The sequence below is a fragment of the Streptomyces sp. NPDC096205 genome (assembly GCF_044763135.1).
GTDB lineage: Bacteria > Actinomycetota > Actinomycetes > Streptomycetales > Streptomycetaceae > Streptomyces.
The window spans coordinates 1,348,121-1,372,219 of sequence record NZ_JBIWFS010000001.1 but is presented as its reverse complement, the minus strand read 5'-3'; the positions used below and the strand labels follow the sequence as shown (position 1 = coordinate 1,372,219).

Annotated in this window: 14 protein-coding genes; 8 read left to right on the top strand and 6 right to left on the bottom strand. The window is 72.3% G+C overall.

Translation table 11 applies throughout. From position 1 onward, the window contains the following. The first annotated feature begins 53 nt into the window (after nt 1-53). Nucleotides 54-527, top strand: a complete 474-nt coding sequence (locus ACIQ6Y_RS05785) for an SMI1/KNR4 family protein (protein ID WP_404033400.1) — start codon at nt 54-56, stop codon at nt 525-527. A gap of 53 nt (nt 528-580) precedes the next feature. After that, entirely contained in the window at nt 581-1,588 is a 1,008-nt protein-coding gene (locus tag ACIQ6Y_RS05780) for a hypothetical protein (RefSeq protein ID WP_404033398.1), read from the top strand. Nucleotides 1,589-1,868: 280 nt separating this feature from the next. Here ACIQ6Y_RS05780 and ACIQ6Y_RS05775 read toward each other — a convergent pair whose 3' ends face one another. Continuing rightward, nucleotides 1,869-2,048 (bottom strand): hypothetical protein, encoded by a 180-nt coding sequence (locus ACIQ6Y_RS05775; protein ID WP_404033395.1) that lies wholly within the window; start codon nt 2,046-2,048, stop codon nt 1,869-1,871. A gap of 350 nt (nt 2,049-2,398) precedes the next feature. Beyond that, nucleotides 2,399-3,811, bottom strand: coding sequence for an aminopeptidase P family protein (locus tag ACIQ6Y_RS05770; protein WP_404033392.1), 1,413 nt, complete (start codon nt 3,809-3,811; stop codon nt 2,399-2,401). 130 nt (nt 3,812-3,941) lie between these two features. Here ACIQ6Y_RS05770 and ACIQ6Y_RS05765 point away from each other — a divergent pair, with 130 nt between their 5' ends. Continuing rightward, the gene (locus ACIQ6Y_RS05765; protein ID WP_404033389.1) at nt 3,942-4,925 is read left to right on the top strand and encodes a LuxR family transcriptional regulator; all 984 of its coding nucleotides are present in this window, start codon (nt 3,942-3,944) and stop codon (nt 4,923-4,925) included. Nucleotides 4,926-4,977: 52 nt separating this feature from the next. On the opposite strand, the gene ACIQ6Y_RS05760 is transcribed toward ACIQ6Y_RS05765, so the two are convergent. Further along, nucleotides 4,978-5,697 carry an ArsR/SmtB family transcription factor gene (locus tag ACIQ6Y_RS05760; RefSeq protein ID WP_404033386.1) on the bottom strand — a complete coding sequence of 240 codons (720 nt, stop codon included), beginning with the start codon at nt 5,695-5,697 and terminating at the stop codon, nt 4,978-4,980. 236 nt (nt 5,698-5,933) lie between these two features. Here ACIQ6Y_RS05760 and ACIQ6Y_RS05755 point away from each other — a divergent pair, with 236 nt between their 5' ends. From ACIQ6Y_RS05755 to ACIQ6Y_RS05740, 4 genes are read left to right on the top strand one after another with little or no spacing between them, the layout of a single operon-like run. After that, a complete protein-coding gene (locus ACIQ6Y_RS05755) occupies nt 5,934-6,602 on the top strand; it encodes a flavin reductase family protein (RefSeq protein ID WP_404033383.1) in 669 nt (222 codons plus the stop codon). Between the two features lie 26 nt (nt 6,603-6,628). Then, nucleotides 6,629-7,498, top strand: coding sequence for a hypothetical protein (locus ACIQ6Y_RS05750; RefSeq protein WP_404033380.1), 870 nt, complete (start codon nt 6,629-6,631; stop codon nt 7,496-7,498). After that, entirely contained in the window at nt 7,495-10,572 is a 3,078-nt protein-coding gene (locus tag ACIQ6Y_RS05745; RefSeq protein WP_404033377.1) for a caspase family protein, read from the top strand. The genes ACIQ6Y_RS05750 and ACIQ6Y_RS05745 overlap by 4 nt, the downstream gene beginning before the upstream one ends. Nucleotides 10,573-10,620: 48 nt before the next feature. Beyond that, nucleotides 10,621-15,651, top strand: a complete 5,031-nt coding sequence (locus ACIQ6Y_RS05740) for a hypothetical protein (protein ID WP_404033375.1) — start codon at nt 10,621-10,623, stop codon at nt 15,649-15,651. 112 nt (nt 15,652-15,763) lie between these two features. Here the strand turns inward: ACIQ6Y_RS05740 and ACIQ6Y_RS05735 are convergent, their stop codons facing one another. The 3 genes from ACIQ6Y_RS05735 to ACIQ6Y_RS05725 form a co-directional block, all read right to left on the bottom strand. Beyond that, nucleotides 15,764-18,715: an FAD-binding and (Fe-S)-binding domain-containing protein gene (locus ACIQ6Y_RS05735; RefSeq protein WP_404033372.1), complete on the bottom strand. Its 2,952-nt coding sequence runs from the start codon at nt 18,713-18,715 to the stop codon at nt 15,764-15,766. Between the two features lie 63 nt (nt 18,716-18,778). After that, nucleotides 18,779-21,523, bottom strand: coding sequence for a hypothetical protein (locus ACIQ6Y_RS05730; RefSeq protein ID WP_404033370.1), 2,745 nt, complete (start codon nt 21,521-21,523; stop codon nt 18,779-18,781). Nucleotides 21,524-21,662: 139 nt separating this feature from the next. Further along, entirely contained in the window at nt 21,663-23,162 is a 1,500-nt protein-coding gene (locus tag ACIQ6Y_RS05725; protein ID WP_404033367.1) for a hypothetical protein, read from the bottom strand. 197 nt (nt 23,163-23,359) lie between these two features. Between ACIQ6Y_RS05725 and ACIQ6Y_RS05720 the strand changes: the two genes are divergently transcribed. Continuing rightward, the gene (locus tag ACIQ6Y_RS05720) at nt 23,360-23,749 is read left to right on the top strand and encodes a cell division protein SepF (RefSeq protein WP_404033364.1); all 390 of its coding nucleotides are present in this window, start codon (nt 23,360-23,362) and stop codon (nt 23,747-23,749) included. The last annotated feature ends 350 nt before the right edge of the window (nt 23,750-24,099 follow it).

Sequence of the window (24,099 nt, the reverse complement as noted above, 5' to 3'; positions counted from 1 at the left end):
GGGCTCCGTATGACGGGCGCCCCGTCCCCCCCCAAACTTGTTGAGATGGAGCCATGGACCAGGACGAGATTGTTCGACGAGTGAGGCATGCGGCCGAGTTGGAAGGCCTTCCAGATCCCGCCTCAGAGGCCGTTGTGGCGATGGCAGAGCAGCAGATCGGATTTCCGATTCCTGTCCTACTAAGGCGACTCTATCTCGAGGCAGCTAATGGTGGCTTCGGCCCCGAGGGCGGCGTGCTGGGAGTTCCGGGAGGTGAGTGGAATGGCGATTGGTCAGACATTGTTCACATTCATAAGGCTATACAGGATGATCCAGACGAAGAGTTCCCCCCTCATTACATTTGGCTCTATGAGTGGGGCTGTGGAATCTGGTCGCTCGCCGATTGCCGTGACCCATCTGGCCCTATGTGGGGATGGGATGGAAACGAAGATGGCATGAAGGCTCTTTTTTCACTCAATATGAAATTTGAGGAATGGATTTCCCGCGCCCTCAACGGAAGTCTGGAAATTCCGGAGCGTCATGAATGATGTCGGTTTCTTGCAACCTCCTCCTCCCTGCTATCCCTGGTGGTGACCGGATCGTGTCTGTACAGATCCAGCGTTTGCTGGAGGACTTGGTCGCTCAAATGGAGTCGGGTAGCGACGCCTATCGCGGCACAATGGAAGAGTTGGCGACCACTGCCCGACATGAAGGGCCTGAAAGCCTGACGGCCGCGGTGCAGGGACTCGCACCCTTGTTGCCCGGTCTGGCTGGAGACTACGCGGAGGCCGCAGTGCTGGCGGGCGCCTGTGTCGAATGGGGCGGATCGCCCATGGCTCTCGTTGAGGTACTGCCAGCGCGCGCGGCGGAGGCGATGATGCTCAACGCGGCAGTGCCAGAGCTCTGGTCCCGAGCGACTGGTGGCAGCCCCTTGCCTGAGCCGTCCAGTAAGCACGCCGACCGTCTGATCCAGGGCTTGACGCGGCGCAGCCGGTGGTGGCGGAAGCGAGATGGCGCGCGCCAGGAAGCCATGACGCGGATTGCCATGTCCTGGTTCGACATGGAGTACTGGCTCAGTGCACTGACCACTGTCATGGTAGATGCCCGCTTCCGCGCGGCTGTGGCCGAGGATGCCAAGGGCGAATTGCGAACCTATGCTTCAGCGGTCGCCGAACGGTCGCAAGAGGCCGACTGGGTCCGCGTGCTCGCATCCGTACTCGATGACGAGCCGCTCATAGTGATCAACGTTCCGGACCGCATGTCATATGCACTCACCATGAGTGGAGTGGCAGACATGGGTCAGCTCCACGACCTTTTGATCGAACGCATCTTCCCCAACGCCGGTGAGGCTGTGATCCCCGCCTTCAGGCTCCTGGACGCGAACGGCACACCTCTCAGCCCAGATCAGCTGCCAGCCGACATAGAGGCCGTTCGGGGCGTGCGTGTCCTCGTATTGCATTTCGCGAAGAGTAATCCTTCTCCTAGTGTGGCTCGCAGGTTCGAGCGGATGACACCGACCGTCCACCTCGACCGGGTCCTGAGCCCAATCGAGACAGAAGAATGGCTTGAAACCCTCACGCCCGCTGCCCTGAGCGACCAGGAGCCCTAAGAGCTCGTGACACGATCTTGCGTTTCCAAGGGCTGGACCGCCGACCCGCCAGCGATACTTGCGATATGGACAGATGGCAGCGCACTGCCACGCTTGAGTGGTGGGCCAATCGATCGACCTGCTTACTGAGGTTGAACTCGTGGAGTCGTGGGGGCTGACGACTTTGTCGCCTGTGAGGTATCACCGAAGGCATGCGGTATCCACAAGGGGGCGGGCTGACCGCCGAACGGCAGCAGTTCCGCGAGGAGTTACGGCTCAGGGCGGCCGAGAGGTTCTGAGGTCATCTGGACCAGGCCATGTGCAGCGGCAGATCCACGGCACCGTGGGTCGGCCCGCGCAGCTCGTCCAGTGACTGCGGCAGACGGCGGCGGAACCTCTCCCGGTACAGTGCGAGGTCCTCGGCGTCCGCGCCCGAGACGTTCCTCGGGGTGGGTGCGGGGCGCTGCGGGCCGGAGGACATGACTCCATGATGGCGGCCGGAGGCGTTGCGAGGGTCATGATGTGCGAGCTGGTGTCCGGAGCGAGCGAGGGCGGAGCCCCGGTGAGCTGGTTGCCGCAGTCTTCTCAGCCCTGAGCGGGACGGACTCTCGGCCTTGACGCTCGTTTGACGCTCTGGGCGCCCGCACGAAGGACGATGAGCCGAAAACCGGCTCTGACCTGTGCTTTTCCATGATCCCTCCAGGCTGACATCTTTGCGATGACCCACCACGTGGAGTGCGTGGCGATCCTGGAGCCCGCCAAGTAAGGCACCTGAGCCCTGCTCATGTGACGCTCGCTCAGCGGGCCGGGCAATGCGCGGCTTCGTGGTGCTCAGCCCCCGAACTCCGCCATCCACGCCTCCACCTCGTCGGCAGAGCGCGGCAGCCCCGCCGAGAGGTTCTCGTGGCCCGAGTCGGTGACGAGGAGGTCGTCCTCGATGCGGACGCCGATGCCGCGCCAGGCCTCCGGCACGGTGAGGTCGTCGGGCTGGAAGTAGAGGCCGGGTTCGACGGTGAGGACCATGCCGGGCTGCAGGATGCCGTCGACGTAGTCCTCGTTGCGGGCGTGGGCGCAGTCGTGGACGTCGAGGCCGAGCATGTGGCCGGTGCCGGCCATGGTGAAGCGGCGCTGGAGGCCGAGGTCGTAGGCGCGGTCGGCGGGGCCCTCGATGAAGCCCCAGTCGACCAGGCGGGCCGTGAGGGAGCGTTGGGCCGCCTCGTGGAAGTCCCGGTAGTGGGCGCCGGGCTTCACGGCGGACATGCCGGCTTCCTGGGCCTCGTGGACCGCGTCGTAGACCTGGCGCTGGACCGGGGTGAAGGTGCCGTTGATCGGGAGCGTGCGGGTGACGTCCGCCGTGTAGAGGGTGTGGGTCTCGACGCCGGCGTCGAGGAGCAGGAGGTCGCCGGGGCGGACCGGGCCGTCGTTGGACGTCCAGTGCATGATCGTGGCGTGTTCGCCCGCGGCGCAGATCGTGCCGTAGCCGACGGAGTTGCCCTCCAGGCGCGCCCGGCGGAAGAAGGTGCCCTCGATCCAGCGCTCGGACGAGGCGATGGCGCGGGAGAGTTCGCCGACGACGTCGGTGAAGCCGCGGACCGTGGAGTCGACGGCCTTGCGCAGCTCGCCCACCTCCCACTCGTCCTTCACCAGACGGAGCTCGCTCAGGGCCTCTTCCAGTTCGTCGTCGCGCTCCTCGTCCGTGGTGACGGCGGCCTCCAGCATCGCGTCGACGCCGCGCACGATCCGGGTCGGCACCCCGGGGGCGGCCGCGAGGTCGGCCGCCGCCGTGCGGACGTCCCGGCAGGCCAGGCCGAGCACACGCTCGGACTCGGCGAGGGAACGGCGCCGGCCCATCCACAGCTCGGCGGTGTAGCCGAGCCAGAACTCGTCGGAGTCGCGGCTGTCGCGCGGCAGTTGGTAGCAGTAGGCGTCGTGGCCACCGTCCGCGCGGGGTTCGAGGACGAGGGCGCCGTCCCTGGCCTGGTCGCCGGTCATGTGGACATAGCCGGAGTACGGGCGGAAGGGGTAGGTGTCGTCGTTCGAGCGGACCTTGAGGTTGCCCGACGGGATCACCAGACGTTCGCCGGGGAAGCGCGCGGACAGGGCCGCGCGGCGGCGGGCCGCGTACGGCGCCTGCTCGTCGAGCTTCAGATCGTGCCGCTCGGTGTCGGCCCAGCCGGTGCGCATCAGGGCGGACAACTCGTCGGAGATCCCTGCGTACAGACCGTTCTTACGGCGCTTGGCCACGAGGTTCCCTCCCGTTCGTGGGGTGCGTGTGCGAGGGACCGTAGCCCGCAGGGTGCGCGCGGGGTGCCAGGAAGTGCCAGTGGCACGGATCGGCCATCCGGTCGGGCGGGGGCCGTCGATAATGCGGCGTATGACGAACGCGAAACTCCGGCAGGCCCTGCGCTTCCTCGGGGTCGACGAGGCCGCCGGCCGCGTCTACCTCGCCCTGCTGGAGGTGGCGCCCGCCCCGCTCGGCGCGGTCGGTGCCTCGGCCGGTCTGGGGGACGAGGAGCTCGCCGCCGCGTACGGAGAGCTCGTCGACGCCGGGCTGGCCAGTGCCGCCGACGAGGCCGGGGACGTGGTGGCTCCGGTGCCGCCGGCCGCCGGCCTGGAGATCCTCGCCCGGCACCGGGCGGCCGAGGTCGAGGAGTCGCGGATCGCGGTCGGGGGCGCCTTCGAGTCGTTCCGGCGGCATCGGCTGGCGGCGTACAACGACGATCTCGTCGAGGTCGTCACCGGCGACGCCATCGGTGCGCGGATGCGGCACGCCTGGGCGAGCGCCCGCGAACAGATCCGGCAGTTCGAGTCGCCGCCGTACGTCGCCGTCCCAGGGGCGCGTGAGGACGCTCTCGCGACGCTCGCCCGAGGCGTCACGCAGCGGGTCGTGTACTCCCGGGCCTCGCTGGAGCACCCCGGGCATCTGAAGGACGTCATCGAACCGTGCATCGAGGCCGGCGAGCAGGCCAGGGTGCTGCCGTCGGTGCCGGTCAAGCTGCTGATCATCGACGAGGCGTACGCGCTCGTCTCGCTGTCGATCACCGAGGCGGACGTGGTCAACACCCTGCTGGTGGTGCAGCCCTGCGGTCTGCTGTCCGCGCTCGTGGCGCTCTTCGAGCAGTCCTGGCACAACGCGCTGCCCCTGCACGGCGGCACCGCCCGGCCGGGCGGGCTCGCGCCGGCCGACCGCCGTCTGCTGCGGCTCCTCGCGGGCGGGGCGAGCGACGAGGCCATCGCCCGGGAGCTGGGGGTCAGCCGCCGCACCCTGTTCCGCCGCCTGCAGATCCTGATGGCCCGGCTGGGCGCCGCGAACCGCTTCCAGCTGGCGTTGCAGGCCGAGCGGGCCGGGTGGCTGTGAGCGGTGTTCTATTTTCGGATGGTGAACGTGGCCGCACTCTTCCGCGGTGTCGTCATCCGCTGTCCTTCGTCGTGGCCGCCTCTGTCGGCACCGTCACTCCCAGATGCCGCCGGAAGGCCTCCCGGCCCCGGTCCGTGAGGCGTACGACGCGGGCGCCCTCGGCCGGCACCAGCCAGGACTCGGCCAGTGCGTGGGCGTAGAGGTCCGCCGCGAGCGCGCCCGCGAGGTGGAGGCGCTGTTCGGTCCAGTCCAGGCAGGTGCGCAGATGAGGGGCCGGGGTGAGGCCCAGGGCGGTGAGCCGGGCCGTGCCGGACGGGGTGAGCATGGGGCCGTACTCCCAGTCCAGCAAGCCCTGTTCGGTCATCGCGTCGGTGAGGGACACCGCCAGCGAGCCGCCCAGGTGGTCGTAGCAGACGCGGGCGAAGGACATCCCGCGGTGGCGGCGGGCCGCCGTGAGGGAGCGGATCGCGACCCGGTGCCGTGGGGCCCGGGCCGCGAGGGCCTCGATCATCTCGGCGATCCCGGGGTCGGCCAGCCGGACATGGCGGTGCCTGCCCCGGCGTTCCTCGGTCAGCAGGCCGCCGGCCACCAGGCGGTGGAGGTGGGAGGTCGCCGTGGAGGGCGCGACACCGGCCAGCCGGGCCAGTTCCGTCGCCGTCCAGGCCCGGCCGTCCAGCAGCGCGAGACAGAACGCGGCCCGCGTACGGTCGGCCAGCAATGCCGCGAGGGACGCGAGATCCGGCTCCACGGAGAAGGCGTCGGTGTGGGTCACCGCACCATTGTCGGCGGCCGACGCTTCGAGGCGCGTCGAAGGGTGGCACGACAGCCACAGCGACAGCCACAGAGACAGCGACAGCCACTGTGACAGCGACAGCCACTGTGACAGCGACAGCCACAGAGACAGCGACAGCCACAGAGATAGCGACAGCGACAGCGACAGTGACACCGGCCCCGGCGGCCCCGACACTTCGGCCGCCGTCGAAACGTCCCGCTCCTAGCCTGCCGTGCATGACGAACGACACCCACCGGGTCATCACCCCGAGCATCCTCTACTTCGGCACCCCCGTGGTGCTGCTGAGCACCGAGAACGAGGACGGCAGCTGCAACCTCGCGCCGATCTCCTCCGCGTGGGCGCTGGGGCGTCACATCGTGCTCGGGCTGGGCAGTGACAGCCACACCGCGCACAATCTCGCCCAGCGGCCCGAGTTGGTGATCAGTGTGGCCTCGCCGGAGCTGTGGGAGCGGGTGGAGCGGCTCGGTCCGCTGACGGGGGCGAGTCCGGTGCCGGAGGCCAAGCGGGCGGTGTACCGGTACGAGCCCGACAAGTTCGGGGCCGCCGGGTTCACCCCCGTGCCCTCCGACCTCGTCACACCGCCCCGGGTCGGCGAGTGCGGGTTGCAACTGGAGGCGCGGGTGCGGGCGATGAACCCCGGCGGGGGCGGGGCGTTCTTCGGCGTCGAGTGCGAGGTGCTGCGCGTCCACGCGGACGAACGTGTCGTGGTGCCCGGCACCCAGCACATCGACCCCGCCCGCTGGAGTCCCCTCATCTACAACTTCCGTCACTACCACGGCCTCACCCCCGAACTCGGCCACGGCTTCCGCTCGGAGACGGCCGCCCTCACCCGTCCGGGCCCGATATCGGTGGACCGGGTGCCAAGTGCCGTAACTCCCCTATAATCCTGGTCCATTGGACAGGGGGACGCATGGCGCACGTGGTGATGTGTCACGGCATCGGATACCAGTACAAGCACCGGGAGACAGCGTTCACGGACTGGTACGACGCCCTGCGCATGTCGATGACCGACGCCGCGCTCCCCGTGCCGGCGCCCGAACAGGTCTCCGCCGTGTTCTACGGCAACTGCTACCGGGGGCTGAAGCCCGGTAAGAATGTCGCCGTCGCCGAGGACGAGTTCGCGGACATCCCCAACTTCCGGAGCGGGGACGTGCGGGACCCCTTCGAGGTCGCGCTGCTGGAGGCGTTCGCGCAGGGCACCGAGGAGCCTGTGTCGGGCGGCAAGGGCCTGGTGCAGGCCGCGTTGCGCCGGCTGGAGCGGTCCGAGCGGCTCGGGCGGCCGCCGGAGAAGGTGGTGATCTGGCTGGTCCGCCAGGTCCGCCGCTATCTGGACCCGGACGACGAGGTCCGCGTCTGCGCACAGCAGCGGTTCGAGCGGGTCGTCACCCCGGACACCCGGGTGGTGGTGGCCCACTCCCTCGGCTCCGTCGTCGCCTACGAGGCGCTGTGCGCCCACCCCGAGTGGAACATCGACACCTTCGTCACCCTGGGCTCGCCCCTCGGCCTCGGCGTGATCCGCGACCGGCTCCAGTCACCCGCCGACAAGGCCTGGCCGCATGTGCGCAGCTGGGTCAACATCGCGGCCGAGGAGGACCCGGTCGCGCTGGTGAAGAAGCTGGGCCCGCTCTTCGACGAGCGCGTCGACGACAGGCCCGTCGTCAACCTGCCCCGCCGCCACCCCGGTCGGTACGTCCTCGGCGGTCACTCCGTCACCCGTTACCTCACCACGGCCGACCTGGCCGAGGCCGTCGGCGCGGCCCTGCTCGCCGGGGAGCGGTGACGGCGGCGGCCCTGGGCGCGGAAGCCCTGGGAGCGGAGGCCTTGGGCGCGGAGGGCCTCCTCCGGGCCGGCCGGGTCGCGCTCGTCTCGGGGACCCGCACCTTCGGCGAGGGCCTGGAACCCCTGCCCTCGGTGCCCGACGAGCTGCGGCTGATGAAGGCCGTCCTGGCCGAGTCCGCCGACTGCGTCATCCACACCGACTCACGGCTCGACCCGGACGCGGCGCATGTGGTCGAGAGCTTCGAGCGCGCGCTCGAAGGCGACGGAACCCCGCCCGACCTGCTGATCTTCTACTACTCCGGGCACGCCCTCGACGACGGCAAGGGCAACCTGTACATCGCCGCGCACGGGAGCGACAGGGACCGGCTGACCAGCATGTTCCGCCCGGACCACCTGGTCGACATCCTGCTCGCCAAGGACTGGCCACGGCCCCGCGAGGTCGTGATCATGCTGGACAACTGCTGGGCCGGCCTGTCCGTGTCCGGGTTCAAGAAGCAGCAGGGAGAGCTGGAGAAGCAGGGCCACGCGATGCCGGTCCTCACCGCCTTCGGCTCCGTCGACCGGGTGCAGGAGGCGCAGCAGCTGCACTTCGTGGAGTCCTTCGCACACGCCGTCGGCACCGCCCCGGCGCAGCCGGACGAAGAGTTCATCTCCATGCAGATGCTGTTCGACCAGCTCAGCGTCCGCATGCGCAAGCTCCGCACCCAGGGCGAGGCCCCCCGGCCCCAGTTCCTGCCGCCTACGGGACCCACCCGGGCCTTCCCCAACCCCTGGTACATGCAGTACGTGATCCGCCGGCCCCGCGAGGCCAAGGAGGGCAGCGGCTGGGCCTTCTGCGGCCGCGCCGCGGCGGCGGACACGGTGATCTCCTTCCTGACCGGCGACAAGAGCGCCGACTGCCTCGCGGTGACCGGCGGCGCGGGCTCCGGCAAGTCCATGCTGCTGGACTGGATCCACACCGCCGCCCAGGGCGACCCCCTGCCGGCCGGCCCCGACGCGCCTCCGGTCGCCCCGCCCGCGAGCCTCGGCAAGCTCATCGACATGCGCGGGCGGTCCGTCGCCGTGGCCGTGTCCCGGGTGGCCGCCGCGTACGGCATCGACAACCGCGGCGACGCGCAGGCCCTGGTCGAGGCCCTGGGGAAGCGGCCCGGCCCCCTCACCATCTGCCTCGACTCCGTCGACGCCTGCGCCGACCCCGACCGGCTGTACGCGGAGCTCATCATGCCGCTCGCCGCGCTCGACCAGATCCGGGTCGTCTTCGCCTGCAGCGAGCCGCCCCAGGGATTCACCGGCCCTCAGGTCGACCTGGACAGCGAGGAGTACGTCGACCCGGACGGCATCGCGGAGTTCGTCACGCATGTGCTGCGCAGCCGCAGGGACACCAAGTGGACCTACGCCGAGCAGGGCTGGATCGCCGACATCGCGCGCGACACGGCCCAGGCGGCCGGTCACTCGTGGCTTCGGGCGTACCTTTTCGCCGTGTCCCTCAGCGCCGACGACCCGCACACGGCCCGCGTCAGGGCCGAGCGGACCACCGCGGAGCTGTTCCTGGAACAGCTGGGCACCCTGAACGACGAGGGCGACACCCAGTGGGCGGCCGACCTGCTGCTGCCGGTGGCGCTGGCCCAGGGGGAGGGCCTGCCCGCCGACGGACGGCTGTGGAACGCCGTCGTACGGGCGGGCGGGCGGCCGGTGACGCAGGCCGACCTCACCCTCGTACAGGAGAAGGCATCGGATTACCTCGCTGCTCCGGAGGGCGGCATGTACGGACACGGCTGGAGGTTCGAGCGTTCCCCCCACGCCCGGTACCTGGCTGAGTCTGTCGACGAGCAGGAGGCGCACGCCCGGTTCGTCGATGCGATGACCGCGTTACTTCCCGTCCGCTCCTCGGGCGCCCTGGACTGGGCGGCCGCCGACCGCTACACCCGTGAGCACTTCGCCCACCACGCGCGGCTGGCCGGCCGGCTCACGGACTTCCTGGACGACCCGGAGTTCCTGCTCATGATGAACTCCGAGGCGCTCCACAGGGCGTTGACCGTCCTGCACGACAAGGACGGGCTCGCCCGGCTGCGGACCCTGTGCGCCGCGCTCGCCGACTCCGACCGCACCGACGGACACACCCTGTCCCGGATGGCCCTGCTCGCCCAGGTGCACCGGCTGCCCGAACTCGCCCGCCGGGCAAGCCAGTCCGTCGTCGGCTGGCAGCCCACCCTCATCGGCCGTGAGCCGGCCGTCGACGTCTTCTGCCTCCCCGACGGGCGCGAACTCCTCGTCGATGTCGAGGGCACCGCGCACCGCACCCGGGGCCGTGGCGACCACCCCGCCTGGGACGAGGTCGCCCTGCCCCGCCGCACCGCCCAGGTGACCGCCCAGACCCTCGCCGACGCCGGCGGTGAACCGGCCCTGTTCGCCGGGCAGATCGACGGCACGGCCTGGATGCAGATCCTCGACGACCCCGCGCGCGGCCAGGTCTTCGAGGACCCCGACCTCAGGTGCCGGATCGTCGGCTGCGCCCAGACGGAGGCCGGCCTGCTCATCGCCGGCACGGACGGCTGGTTCTGGCGCCACGACCGCAAGAACCGCAGGGTCGTACGCCCGCGCGGACTGCGTTTCGGCGGTGCCGCGGCCGCCGTACGGCACGACGGCACGGCCATGGTCGCCGCCCGCACCGCGCGGGACGTCACCGTCTGGGGCGCCGACGGCACCTACCGGCACCACTTCGAACTGGACCAGAAGGCGCGCGGTGTCACCGCGATCGCCGCCGACGCCGACGGCGTCTACACCGGTGCGGGCGACGGCTCCGTGTACCGCACCGACTGGGACGACCCCGAGCGGCGGGCCTGGATCACCACACACGACAGCCCGGTCACCGAGCTGCGGGTGCGCCGCGGCGCTGACGGCCCCCTGCTGATCAGCGCGGGACAGCGCGGCGACATCCGGCTGACCTCGCTGGGACCCCGAAGGACCACCGCCTACTACCTCGAACTCGGGCTCGACGTCAGCTCCGTGGACGTCGACACCCGGGGCCGGATCGTCGTGGGCAGCACCGCGGGCGTCATTCGCATCGCCCGCTGAACAGCAACGGCGCGTCCGACGAGGGGCACGCCGGACGAGGAGGACACCGTGAGCGTTGCCGAGGCCGCCGGACCGGGCGTCGCGCGGGGGGACGCCCCGCTGGGCTACGAACTGCGCATGGCCTCGCATGCGCTGGCCAGCGCCCTCAGGGGCATACCGGCCGACGCCGGGCGGGTCGAACAGCTGCTGCGCACCGTCATCGACCTCGGCAACCGCACCCTGCGCTCCGGCGGTCGGCTGCCCGCCCGCCCCTTCGCCTACTTCGGCGGCGGGCCGCCGGTCGGCGCGGGCGCCCTGCTCGCCGAGTACGCCGACCCCGGCAGCACCCCGTACACCGACCTGGTGGCGCGGCTGACCGAGCGGAACGAGGGGCTGCTCGGCGAGCTGGACCAGCTCGTCACCCACGGCGAGGCCGCCGACCGGGCGAGCATCCCCGCCCAGCGCACGGCCGCCTGGCCGGGCGAGGTGCCGGTGCTGCTGGAGCCGGTCGACGACTGGTACATCGTCGCCCGTGCCGGCGTCGCCTTCCGCGACCGCACCACCGTTGCCACCCCGGGCGCCGACCGTTCCGTGCGGGCGGCCTGGACCGCGCTGCCCACCGCCGTCGCCACCGAGGTGGAGCGCGGCCTGGAGATGGCCTGCCGGCTCGTCTCCGACATCGGCCGGCTCCAGCCCCCGGCCGTCGACGCGTTCATCGACGTCCGGGGCGCGCAGAGCCCCACCGTGGTCGCCCCGCGCGCCTGCGCCGCCGCCGTGGCACTGACCTACCTCGCCGGACAGGGCGGCCTGGACACCCCCGGCGAGCGCGGTGTGCTGGTGCTGGCCGGCTGCGCCGACGACGGCAGCTGGACACCGTACGCCGAAGGCGGGCGCGTGCTGCCGGACACCGGCGAGGACGGGCTGGACTGTCTGTGGCGCGACGCCGAGGGCTGGCGGCTGCGCACCGGCACCGAGACCCGCTCCGACCCCGACCCGGGTCTCGAGGGCGCCGCCCGGCTGCTGTGGGGCGAGCGCTGGCAGGACACCCGCAGGAACTGGGCGCGCGAGACCCTGGAGACCTTCGAGTGGCGCCTGCTGCACTCCACGGCCGGCGCCGCCGAGGAGGGCCCCGACTCCTGGATGCACGAGGGCGGCGACGGGCTCGTCGAACTGCGCCAGGCCGGCGTCCTTGCCCACCGCTTCCTCCAGCTGCCCACCTCCCGCGTCATCCAGTCCGGCACCCGCAACAGCGGCAAGAGCGTGTGTGCCCGCCAGCTCGTCGGCAAGCTGGAGAAGGCCGGCTGGCAGATCGTCGCCATCGCCCCGCAGCGCCGCCATCTGCCCACCGACGGCAGCCTGCCCACCATCGTGCGGGCCGCGCTCATCGCCGCCCAGGCCGAGGGCGGCGGCCGGCCCCGGCTCGTCGTCCTGGAGGACCTGCACGCCCTCGTCGACGGCAACATCGGCGCGGCACTGGAGTCGCTCGGCGAACTGAAGGTCGCCGTGCTCGCCGTCACCCGGTACGTCGACGGCGCCGTCAGCGCCTGGGACACCCACGGCGTGATGGCGTACATGACGCCCGTGGTGCCCGAGGAGATCCCGCGGATCGCCGCCCGGCTCGTCGCCGACCACCCCGACGTGTACCGCACCACCGACGAGGCCGCCCTCTCCCTCGCCGTGGAGGGCAGCGCGGGCGACCTCGGCATGCTCACCGACCTGCTGCGCGACGGCGTCACCGCCGCCCCGGCCGGGGACACCGGGCGCCGCGAGGCCGCCTCCCGGCTGGTGCGCGAACAGGCCGAGCGGGCCTGCGCCGGCCTCGACGCCGCCGCCCGCACCGCCGTCGGCCGGCTCGCCGCCGTCTCGATGCTCGACGAGGGCGTGCCCGTCGCCCTGCTCGACGCCGTGCCCGAAGCCACCCGCACCGCGCTCGGCGTCGTCGTGCACGAGCAACTGGCCCGCATCCCCAGCGGCGTACGCGCCGAAGCCGTCCTGGAGCGCACCTCGGCCGGCGGCGGCGAGGACCTGCTCACCTGCCTGGAGCGGTACCTGCTGGACATGCTCGCCGAGAGCGACCACGAACGCGTCCGCGCCCTGCTCGCCAACTGCGACGCCTACCAACCCGAACTCATCGCCCAGCTCCTCGACCGCACGAGCCTGCGCCGGGCCGTCACCTCCTGGGCCGCCACCGCCCATCCGCCGACCGCGCTGCGCCTGCTGCGGCTGTGCGGCAAACACAGCGAGTCCGCCTGGATCGCCGACGCCCTCCCGCCCGTGCTCAGCGAGCTGCCCCGGACCCCCGAGCTGCGGGTGCGTGACCTGACGACCGCGCTGAAGACGCTGTGGGACCGCCAGTACCAGCTCCCCGCCACCGCCGTCGCCGACCTGATCGCCTGGATCGGCAAGCCGGACGGCGGCCTGGACATCGTCCTGGCCCGGCCCTCCATGCTGCGTGAGCGCTCCCGGTTCGTCCGCGCCCTGCTGCAGCTCTCCGGCAACAGCACCACCCCCGTCACCGACGTCTGCGGCTGGCTGGAGGCGCGCGCCGACGCGGTCGTCCGCGGGGCCAACCCGCGGCGGGCCGAGGACCTCATCGCCATCCGGCGCATGGACGACGTCATCCACCGCTGGGCCCGCGAGGCCCGCGGCGCCGACGCCGGCCGCGACGGGCTGCGCCCGCTGGAGCGCTCCACGAGCCCGCTCCTGGAACAGCACCCCACCCGCGACACCCCGCTGCCCGCCGTCCTCGCCTGGATCTCCCTCGTCGTGCACTTCGACGGCACCGCCCGCTGGGATCCGCTCATCAAGCAGTACGAGCAGCAGATCCGCGCCGCGCTGCATCACGCGGACGCCATCCAGATCAGCACCGCCCTCGCCGACCTGGCCCGCAACAACCGCGGCCTGACCAACCGGCTGCTGAACAACCTCCAGCTCGGGCGGGCCCTGGCGACGATCCTGAAGAAGTCCACGCCCGCCGAGGCGGCGATCCTCATCCGCACCGTGCGCAACATCCACGGCGCGACCATCAAGTCCCTGCTCTACCGCGAGTCCCCGCAGGGCAGCCCCGTCGCCGACGTCCAGCTCGCCCGGGACCTCGCCGTCTCCATCCGCCGGCTGAAGGACGGCCGCGGCGCGGGCATGCTGCTCAGCAGCGTCAGCCGCGCCGACGACCTCTACTGCGACACCCGCGACGGCTTCGGCCCCGTCCTGGCGAAGGAACTCGGCGCGGACTTCGCCCGGGACCTGATGGCCGAGGAGCGCCGGCCCGCCGTCATCTACCACTTCCTCAAGGGTCTGTGGGAGGCCGGCGCGGAGTACCGCACCGAGCTGGAGGAGCAGGCGCTGAACCTGGTCGTCAGCAGCATCCAGGCCCAGCGGGGCGCCGCCCGGCCCTGGGGGCCGCAGCTGGCGATGCTGCTGATCGAGGACGACTACTTCGGCCAGCGGTTCCTGATGAAGCTCGCCGAACGCCTCGACACCGGGCTGCTCGTCCAGCGCATGCAGAACCCGTCCCTCGACCCGCAGAGCATGGTCCACACCCATCGCCTCGGGCTCGCCCTCAACCCGCGCATCGGCGAGGAGTTCGCCAAGAAGGTCGACGTGGACCGCGCGGTGCGCAGCCCCGTGCAGTGGAGCGCGGGTGACGTGGCCCAGAAGCTCCAGGTGATGGCGACGACCCTGCGGGCGGGCGGCTTCGTCGACGCCACCCGCACGGTGCTGCGGAACTTCAGCGACGAGCACCCGGACTGGGACTGGGCGACCAAGCTGCGCGAGCAGCGCCGGGTCGGCGCCTTCACCACCGCGCTGAGCCAGCTGCGCAAGTTCGACCCCTCCGAGGCCGCGACCGCCGCCAACACCCTCATCACCTCCCAGGGCGATCAGCCCTCGCACATCACCGACCTGCTGCTGCGCAGCGTGATCCATCCGCCGCTCACCAACGACCTGCTGTCCACCGTGGAACGCTGCCAGCGCGGACTCGGCAAGGCCGAGCTGGCCGCCCTGCGCGACGGCCGCGAGGCCCGCTGGCAGGTGTTCACGGAGATCTTCAAGTTCGAGCAGGACCCGATCACCCAGGGCGTCGTCGGCCGGGGCCTGGCGCGGCTGGGCATGGTGCCGGCCAGCGAGCAGAAGAACTGGATGCGCACGCTGGTCCTCGACCGGTGGGCCTCCACGCTGTACATGCTGGCCAGCCCGCGCGGCATCACCGAGGTGCTCACCCTCGCCTACATCTGGGAGCGGCAGTGGGGCGAGCAGCTCGCCGAGACCGTCGACGGCAACCGGCTGCTGAAGCGGCTCGGGCTGCGCATGCGGCCCGACCTGCGGGAGCTGCCCAACCTGGTGACGGCACTGTGGCTGACCGGACGCCGTGACCTCGTCGACGACATCGTGCGCGACCTGCGCGGGGTGCCGGCCGAGTGGGTCGCGGAGGGGATGGGCCTGCAGCAGGCGCCGCGCATGCTCAAGTCCCTGCGCCACGCCGAGCAGCCCACGGACTTCTTCCTGCCCGGGGTGGGACACGTCCTGGAGCGCACGCTGGCCCGGCCGCGGGTCGTCGACGCCGAGGAACACTGGAGCCAGATCGGCTGGGCGGCCCAGGCGCTCACCGACTGCGACGGACGGCAGTACGTGCCCGAGGCGCGGCCCGGCCTGGAGCCCAACGCCGTCGCCTACCCGGCGGCGGTGGCCTGGGGCGCGTCCTGGCTGGCGAGCGGCGACTGGGCCGCCGAGACGGTCGAGAAGGCGCTGGACGTCTTCGAGCGCGACGGATACGCGCAGTGGCAGCCGAGGGAGGCATGCATGGCGCTGATCGCTGCCGCTCGGGCCGGGCGGGTCCCCGCCGCGGGGCCGTTGGCCGAGCATTGGCAGATGGCCACCGACGGAGGTGCCGAGCTGCTGACCCTGCTGTTGCGGGAGGCGGACCGGGTGCAGTCCATCGCGGACCACTTCCGGCGGGCCGACATCTCCCGCCGTATGCGCGCCCTGTCCGGCGCGGCCGGCGTCAACATCATGCCCTGCCATCCGGAGCTGGCGGCGTCGGTGGCCCGGCTGTGCCCGAGGACGGCCACGCCGGGGGTGATGGCGGGGGACCTGGGGTATTAGGGCGCGCCGCCTGGTCGCCGTGGGGGGTGCTGCTGTCGTCCGGCCGCTGCCGGTCGTGGGGGGCTGGTCGCGCCCACGCGGCGGAGCCGCAGATCGATACAGTCCCGCGCCCCTAAGGGGTTGCCAGGAACTCGGCCAAGTGGAGCGCCTCCCTGGCCCCGAGCTCATGGATCTGGGTACGGCAACTGAACCCGTCCGCAAGGACGTTCACGCCGGGGTCGGCCTCGCGCAGGCGCGGGAGGAGTGCTCGCTCGGCGATGGCGTGGCTGACCTCCAGGTGGCCGCGTTCGAAGCCGAAGTTCCCGGCGAGGCCGCAGCAGCCGGTGTCCAGGCGCTCGGCGTCGACTCCGGCACGGCGGAGGAGTTCGGCGTCGGCGTCCCAGCCGAGGACCGCGTGCTGGTGGCAGTGCACCTGGACCAGGGCCTGCCCGGAACGCCGCGGCGGCTCGTAGCCGGGACTGTGCTCGGTGAGCAGCTCGGCCAGGGTCACGGTGGCGTCCCGCAGACGGCGTACGTCCAGGGAGTTCGGGAACAGCTCGGCCGCGTCCGACCGCAGGACGGCCGTGCAACTGGGCTCCAGACCGACCACCAGGCCGCCGCCGCGCACATGCGGGGCGAGACGGCGCACGGTCCGCGTCAACACCCGCTCGGCGACCCCGAGTTGTCCGGTGGAGATCCAGGTCAGCCCGCAGCACAGCGGCTCTTCGGGCACGACGACCCGCCAGCCCGCGTCGGCGACGAGCCGTACGGCGGCCCGGCCGACGTGCGGGTGCAGGAAGTTGGTGAAGGTGTCCGGCCACAGCACGACCGTGCCGCGGGAGCCGTCGCCGTACGGCCCGGTGCGGGCGTACCACCGCTGGAGGCTCTCCCCGGCGAACCGCGGCAGCTCGCGGTCGGCGAGCCCGGCCAGCCGCGTGGCCGCCCGGTGAAGGCCGGGAGAGTGGGTGAGGGCGTTGGCGACGGGCGCGAGCCGGGCGCGGCCGACCACCTGGGCGAGCGCGGGCAGCCACCCCAGCGACCAGTCCGAGCGCGGCCGCCGCCAGGGCCGGCCCGCGTAGTGGTGGGCCAGGAACTCCGCCTTGTACGTGGCCATGTCGACGTCGGCCGGGCAGTCCCGGCGGCATCCCTTGCAGGCCAGACACAGGTCGAGGGCGTCGCGCACGGCCTCGGAGCGCCAGCCGTCGCGCAGCGGGCCGTCGCCGTGTCCGTCGAGCATCTCGAACAGCAGCCGGGCCCGGCCGCGGGTGGAGTGCTCCTCCTCCAGGGTGACCTGGTAGGACGGGCACATCACCTGCCCGCCGTCGGTGCTCAGTTGGCGGCACTTGCCGACCCCGACACAGCGGTTCGCGGCCCGCGTGAAGGAGCCGCCGTCGTGCGGGAAGCGGAAGTGCAGGTCACGGGGCTCGTACGGGGCCCAGTCGCCGCCCAGCCGCAGGTGCTGGTCGAGCCGGTACGGCGCCACGACCTTGCCGGGGTTCATCCGGTCGAGCGGGTCGAAGACGGCCTTCAGCCGGCCGAAGGCCTCCACGAGCACCGGCCCGAACATCCTCGGCAGCAGCTCGCCCCGGCTCTGCCCGTCCCCGTGCTCCCCGGAGAAGGACCCGCCGAACTCCACCACCAGGTCCGCCGCCCGCTCCATGAACCGCCGGTACTCTGCGACCCCTTCGGCGGAGTACAGGTCGAAGGGGATGCGGGTGTGCACACAGCCCTGCCCGAAGTGGCCGTACAGACTGGGACCGGTGTCGCTTTCGTAGCCGAACTCCTGGAACAATGCGCGCAGTCGGCGCAGATAGTCGCCGAGCCGCTCGGGCGCGACCGCGGAGTCCTCCCAACCCTCGAAGGTGTCGGGCCGGTGCGGCACATGCGCCGTGGCGCCGAGCCCCGCCTCACGGACCTGCCACAACTGCTCCTCGCCCGCCGGGTCGTCGAGGAACGCCACCTGGGGGTCGTGGTCCGTCTCCCCGAGCGCGTCCAGCATGCGGTGCGCCCGCTCGTCGGACTCCGCGACGCTCTCGCCGCCGAACTCCACCATCAAGAAGGCGTTGCCTTCAGGGAGTTGCTCCAGGGCCCGCCGGTTGAGGTGCTTGAGCCGCTCGTCGTGGACGAGGTGCGCGTCCACGCCCTCCAGCGCCATCGGCTCGTACGGCAGGATGTCCGGCACCGCGTCCGCCGCCCGGGCCACGTCGTCGAACCCCAGCACCACCAGGGTCCGTTCCGGCACGACCGGCACCAGCTCCAGCTCCGCGCGCAGTACGGTCACCAGGGTCGACTCGCTGCCCACCAGCAGGCCCGCGACGTCGAAGCCGTGCTCCGGGAGCAGGGAGTCGAGGTTGTAGCCGGAGACCCGGCGCGGGATGTCCGGGAAGCGGCGGCGGATCTCGTCGGCGTAGGTGTCCCGCAGGGCGCGCAGCGAGCGGTACACCGCCGCGCACGGGTCGCCGCGCCGCTCGATGCGGGCGTACTCCTCGTCGTCGGTCTCCCCGCACCAGAAGCGGGTGCCGTCGTGGAGCAGCACCTCCAGGCGGGCGATGTTGTCGACGACCTTGCCGGTGGCCTGGGCGGTCGCGCCGCAGGAGTTGTTGCCGATCATGCCGCCGATCGTGCAGTTCATATGGGTGGCGGGCTCCGGCCCGAACCGCAGCCCGTGGGGAGCCAGCCGCCGGTTCAGCTCGTCCGGGACGATGCCGGGCTGCACCACGCAGGTGCGCGCCTCGGTGTCGACGGACTCCAGCTGGTGGCAGTACTTGGACCAGTCCAGGACGACCGCGGTGTTGGTGCACTGCCCGGCCAGGCTGGTCCCGCCGCCCCGCGACAGCACGGGCGCGCCGTGCTCCCGGGCCACGGCCACCGCCTCTACGGCGGCTTCCGGGGTGTGCGGCACGACCACGCCGATCGGGGTCTGCCGGAAGTTCGAGGCGTCCGTGGAGTAGGCCGCCCTGCTCCCCGCGTCGAACCGCACCTCCCCGTCCACCCGGGCCCGCAGCGCGGCTTCCAGCGCGGCACGGTCCACCTGCGCGACGGCGGGCGGTCGGACGACGGGGTCGGGCAGCTCCGACGCGGGCATGGACGGCCTCCCTCCGGGACGGCTGCCGGGTACCCGGCTCGCCCCGCGGGCAACCCGCTGACGTCAGCCCGCGGGCGTGTGCCGCGGGCAGGAGGCGCTGCGCGGCGCGGGCAGGCCCGGCAGCGCACCCTCCGGCGGCGTGGCGCTCAGCCCCCAGGCCGACCTGACCGCGGTGATGAGGGGACGCGCGCTGTAGGGGGAGATCTCCAGCTCCTGACGCGCCTGGGCGAGCAGGTCGGGGTCACCGTCCGGACTGCCCCCGGCCGCCGCCCGGCGGCGGGTGAGGTCCGGTCTGCCGAAGATGTCCAGCAGCGTCAGCGAGAACAGCACGTACGCCGATGCCTCGTCGACCAGCAGCCGGGTCGGTTCGGGAAGGGTCGCCGCCGCGGCCCCCAGCTGGCCGTCCAGATCCTGGAAGGCGACCTGGTGCAGCGCCCGGTGCAGGTCCGCCGACGGGCAGGGGCACAGATGCCGCAGCTGAGCCATCAGCGCGCGGAAGGAGAGCAGGACCGCGCTCGTCTCAGGGGTCCACTGCTGCTTGGCCAGCAGCGTACGGAAACCCGCCAGGGTCTCGGCGAGTTCCTCAAGGACCATCTGCCGCGAGATGTCGGTCAGCTCGAAGAACCGCGTCTTGTCCTCGATCTCCATGATGCGCAGCCCGTAGCGGATCAGATCGCGCGGCAGCCCGCCCGACAGGGCGTGGGCGAGCAGGCTGTACGGCTCCGACAGACCGGGCGCCCGCCGCTGAAGGATGTCCTTGGACTCGGCGAGCGTGCAGGGCTGGACGTGCAGGATGTCGTCGAGGGAGCTGTCGGTCACGCCCCGGTGCGGCAGGCCGCGCCGGACGAACGAGGCGCCCACGTCCTCGGCCACCGAGATCAGACAGTGCACATGGGGCACGCCCAGGATCGCTTTGATCTCGCCGAGGAACTCCAGTGCCTGCGCGTCCGAGCCGAGCCGGTCCACCTCGTCGATGGCGATCACCACGCGGCCCCGGCGCAGGAACCGCTCCCGGGCGATGTCCGTCAGCAGCTCGCGGAAGTCCGACACCAGCTCCGGCATGGTGGGCGGCACGGTCGACAGCGAGGTCGTGTGTGCGGCCAGAAGCTGCGGCGGCCCGCTCGTCACGGCGGTGGCCGAGGTCTGCACGGTCTGCAGCCGGTAGAGCTGGTTGCGGCACCGGGTGACCAGGGGCGGTTCCGGAGTGGGCGGGCGCCACGCCCCCGCTCTGATCAGCAGCAGCCCGAGCAGCAGCCCGGCGGCGCGCAGCGGATTGCCGGTGTCGGTCGCGATGCTGCCCAGGGAGGGGGTCCGGCTGAGCAGATAGGCGACGCAGACGAGCACGACGCAGGCCAGGGCCCGGCGGAGCCGGTGATCGACCAGGGCGATCGCCCCGAGGCTCGCGTCGAGATCCCTCGGGTACAGCAGCGTCAGGCCCAGGCCCGCGCCCAGTACCAGCAGCACCACGGGCGAGTGCCCGGCCATGTCCCGGGCGTGGCGGCGGACGTCGTCGTCGAAGAGCAGCGAGACGGGCGCCGCGAGGACGAGCGCGTAGCCGGTCAGCAGGCAGAGCGCCTGCCGTGCGGTGCCCAGCAGCGGGCCCAGCCGGGGCCAGCGCCGCAGCCGCCACAGCAGGACCCCGGCCAGGGTCGCGGTCAGGGCCAGGCCCACCCGCTCTCCGCGCCACACAGCGACCGTGGTGTCGGTCAGCCCGTCCCACAGGTCCTGGACGGTGCCGAGCACCGGGTCGTCGTAGCGCACACCCGCCGAGCGCGTCGCCGCGCCCAGGCCGAGCACCACCAGCGCACCGGCGGGCAGCGCGAACAACAGGAACCGCGTCACCCGGCGCAGTGCGGGACCGGCCCGGCGGGCCGCCCGGCGGAACGCGGACAGCCGCGCGAACTCCGGGACGTCCTGGCCCTGTTCGGTGAGATACCGCTCGCACACCGTGATGTACAGCGACAGCAGGAACTCGTACGGCGAGTAGCTCGCCGGCGCCTGCACGACGACCGCGAAGTCCGCCTCCTCGGCGCAGCTCTCCAGCAGGGTCGTCTTGCCCGCGCCGCGCGGACCGCTGACCGCGATGGTGCCGCCCTCGCGCTGGGCGACCTTCCGCGCCAGCTGCCGGGCCGCCTCGTTGCCGATCACGTACTGCCGGTTGCGCGGGGAGCGCAGCCCGTCGTAACTGTCCGGCAGCAGCAGCGAGTCCACGTCGTCGCCGAGGAGGGCCTCGACCACGCGCTCCATCAGCGGGCCCACGCCGTGGAGTTGGAGGTCGCGCCGCCAGCGCCGCTCGGCGGAGCCCGCCCGTTCACCGCGTATCCACAGCACGGCCGCCAGGGCCGCTTCGCTCAGGTTGTGCCGTACCCGCATGCGCCACAGCGGGTTCCGGTGGACCACGAGCGCCGCCAGGGCGGGCGGCAGCGCGGCGAGGCCGACGACCGTCCAGGACGCCACGGCGAGGGCGCCGAGGAAGAACACGCCGAGCAGACACAGCACGACGGTCGCCGGGGCGACCGGGTCATGCACGTACTCGCCGCGCAGCCGCGTCGCCTCGAACCGCCCGAGCAGCCCCTGGAAGCGCCGCCGGCTCTCCTCGCACGGCTGGAGGGCCCGCCGGACGTTGGCCTCGGTCAGCATCGCCGCGCGGACGTTCTCCGCGGTCGCCTGGGGGCGTTTGCCCAGCCGCCGCGCGACGGCCGGTTCGGCCAGACAGATGTCGACGACGGCGGCGTAGGCGATCGCCTCCCGCTCGTGGGCGAAGAGATCGGCGATCTGCCACGGTGCGCTGCGGTGGGGGCGTGGCATGGGCGGGGCGGGCCTTTCGGGTGGCGTAGGTGGCGTGCGTGGCGTGGGTGGGTGGCGGTGGGGCTGTTGGGCGCCGTGCCGGTGGTGGCGGAGCAGGTGCGTCCGGGGCGCCGCGCCCTCATGGGCAGGTCGGCCGGGGTCAGGAGGTCCCTGCGCGGGCGCGTTCCAGTTCCGCCCTCGATATGCGGGTGCCCTTCTTGTGCTTGACCTGGAAGAGGGCCTCCAGGCCGGGCTCGAACGGCGGGCGCATGCCGTAGGTGACGGCGTGGGCGGAGGCGTCGTCCAGGAGACGGCCGACGCACTGGGCGAGGGTCGAGGGGCCGGAGCCGGAGTAGCCCCAGGAGAGGCCGGGGGCGTCCATGCTGGGGGCGGGGTAGAGCACGCCGTCGCGGGTGCGGACCCAGATCGGTTCGTCGAGGACGACCTCCTTCAGGACCGAGCCGGCGGGCAGCCGTTTGGGGGCGTGGCCCAGATAGCTGATCGCGCGCGCGTCGTTGAACATGAACCGGCCTTTGAACGCCACGACGGGGCTGCCGGTGACCGGGTCGACGAAGGTCCCGACCAGTTTGGCGTCGTCGTAGGCCAGCAGACGGTGGATGGCCGTCGGCCGCACCGGCCGCAGCCGGTTGATCCACTCCGCGCCCTGGCGTGTGACACCGTTGCGGTCGAGGCTGAAGGCACCGCCGAAGGGCAGGTCCTCCCCGCTCCACATGCTGATCTGCTCCAGGCACTCCACCGCGTGGTCGTCGGTGCGCGCGCACAGCTCGGCGAGCCCACGGGCGACGACGTCGGACGGGACGGTCTCCGTACGGCCGGGGTCGTCGGTGCCGGGCACGGCGGGCAGCACCATCGCCGCGCGTTCCTTGCGGGCCTTGGCGGAGCCGTCCTTGCCGCCTCTTGTGTCGAGGATCTCCTCCACCTCGTGCACCGCCGACTCGGCGGCGCGGGTGCGCATCTCGTGCCCGATGGTGAAGCACGCCCCGCGCACGGGGGAGTCGGGCGCCTCGGTCGCGGCCAGTTCGTACAGGGGCTCCCACGACGGCCAGGTGACCGGCTCGACGGGCACGGGCGCGTCCCCCGGCCGCCAGGCCGTCAGATGCTCGGGCCGCCGCAACTCGGAGGGCCACCAGGGCACTTGGGTACCGATGTGCGCCGCGATCTCCGACCACCAAGGCTCGTACGGCAGGTCGGGGCGGGCCCGGTCGACCGCCGTGAGGTCGGGGCCGTACAGGCCGTAGTCGTGCCGGACGACGACCACCGTCGTCGCCTTCTCGTGGAAGTCGAGCAGAGTGCGCGGGCCGCTGGGGCGGTGCCGCGGATAGACGATCAGCAGCAGCCCCGAGTCCGTCTGCCACGACCCGGCGAAGTGCTCGCCGACGTCTGCCTCGTCGGACGGGATGTACCGGCCGCCCAGGTAGCGGGGTTCCGCGGTGCCGGCCGGCCGCAGCAGCAGTGGGACGTGCTCGGCGAGGCCGGGACGGGAGCGGGCGAGCCAGCGGGCGAAGGCCTGGCCGTACCACTGGGTGACCCCGTCCGTGTACTTCGGATCGACCGGGGGGATCATGCCGGGGTCCGTGAGGAGATTCTCCCAGGCGCTCTCCGACAGGCCGAAGGCCTTCCGCAGCTCGGCAGCTGTCATGCTCTCCAACATGTCCCCCCGCAGGCGCTGTTCGTCCCGTCCGCCTCCCATGATGCGGGGTGCCACTGACAACGCCGCGGGACGCCGGTCGACGTCCGAGGCTGTCGCGCACCGTGTCGCTGTTGGGCTGAACGGGTGACTTGGCGTAAGAATTGGCTGGTGCAGGCGATGAGTGCGAGTCAGATCGGGGGGAGCCGGTGAACAGCCACGACGTCACCGATGAACAGTGGGAGGGGCTCGCCCAGGTCGTGCCGTTGCGGGGGCGCGACGCCTGGCCGTCGTCGGTGGGGCACCGCGCACTGCCGGAAGCGGCGACCGAGACGCGGCGCCGTTTCGTGGTGCTGCGGGTCAATGTGTTCGCCGACGCCCGCGAGGTCGCCGAGACGCTGATGGCCGGCATCCCCGTGCTGCTCGACCTCACCGGCGCGGAGTCCGAGGTCGCCAAGCGTGTCCTCGACTTCAGCACCGGCGTCGTCTTCGGCCTGGCCAGCGGGATGCACCGGGTGGACCGCAACGTCTTCCTGCTGACCCCGGCCGGCACGGAGGTCCAGGGCCTCATGGCGAGCGCGGGCGTGCCCGGCGTGTGAGGGCGGATCCGCAGGCCCGGCGCCCGCGGGGTGCCACGGTGGGCCGGGGCCGGTCGGCCGGGCGGTCGCGGGCCCTGGGCGGCCGATCGGCCGACGGCCCGCGGTCGCCGGTCCCTCGCGGGCCCGTAGGCGCCCGTCGGTCACGGACCCGGGCGCCGAGCGGCCCCGACCCGGGACGCGCCTCGGTGCTGCGGGCCGTCGGCCCGGTCGGTCGCGGGCCCGGTGTCGATCGGTCGGTCGCGGGCCCAGCATCGGCCGGTCGGTCGCGGGCCCGGCGTTGATCGGTCGCGGGCCCGCCGTCGGCCGGTCGGTCGCGGGCCCAGGAGTCGCCGTGCGGCCGTGACCCGGGG

Excerpts from the sequence above, each read along its gene's own strand:
- ACIQ6Y_RS05765 (WP_404033389.1), top strand. The coding sequence starts at position 3,942 with ATGACGAACGCGAAACTCCGGCAGGCCCTGCGCTTCCTCGGGGTCGAC.
- ACIQ6Y_RS05735 (WP_404033372.1), bottom strand. The coding sequence starts at position 18,715 with ATGCCCGCGTCGGAGCTGCCCGACCCCGTCGTCCGACCGCCCGCCGTC.
- ACIQ6Y_RS05785 (WP_404033400.1), top strand. The coding sequence starts at position 54 with ATGGACCAGGACGAGATTGTTCGACGAGTGAGGCATGCGGCCGAGTTG.
- ACIQ6Y_RS05725 (WP_404033367.1), bottom strand. The coding sequence starts at position 23,162 with ATGACAGCTGCCGAGCTGCGGAAGGCCTTCGGCCTGTCGGAGAGCGCC.
- ACIQ6Y_RS05775 (WP_404033395.1), bottom strand. The coding sequence starts at position 2,048 with ATGTCCTCCGGCCCGCAGCGCCCCGCACCCACCCCGAGGAACGTCTCG.
- ACIQ6Y_RS05730 (WP_404033370.1), bottom strand. The coding sequence starts at position 21,523 with ATGCCACGCCCCCACCGCAGCGCACCGTGGCAGATCGCCGATCTCTTC.
- ACIQ6Y_RS05750 (WP_404033380.1), top strand. The coding sequence starts at position 6,629 with ATGGCGCACGTGGTGATGTGTCACGGCATCGGATACCAGTACAAGCAC.
- ACIQ6Y_RS05755 (WP_404033383.1), top strand. The coding sequence starts at position 5,934 with ATGACGAACGACACCCACCGGGTCATCACCCCGAGCATCCTCTACTTC.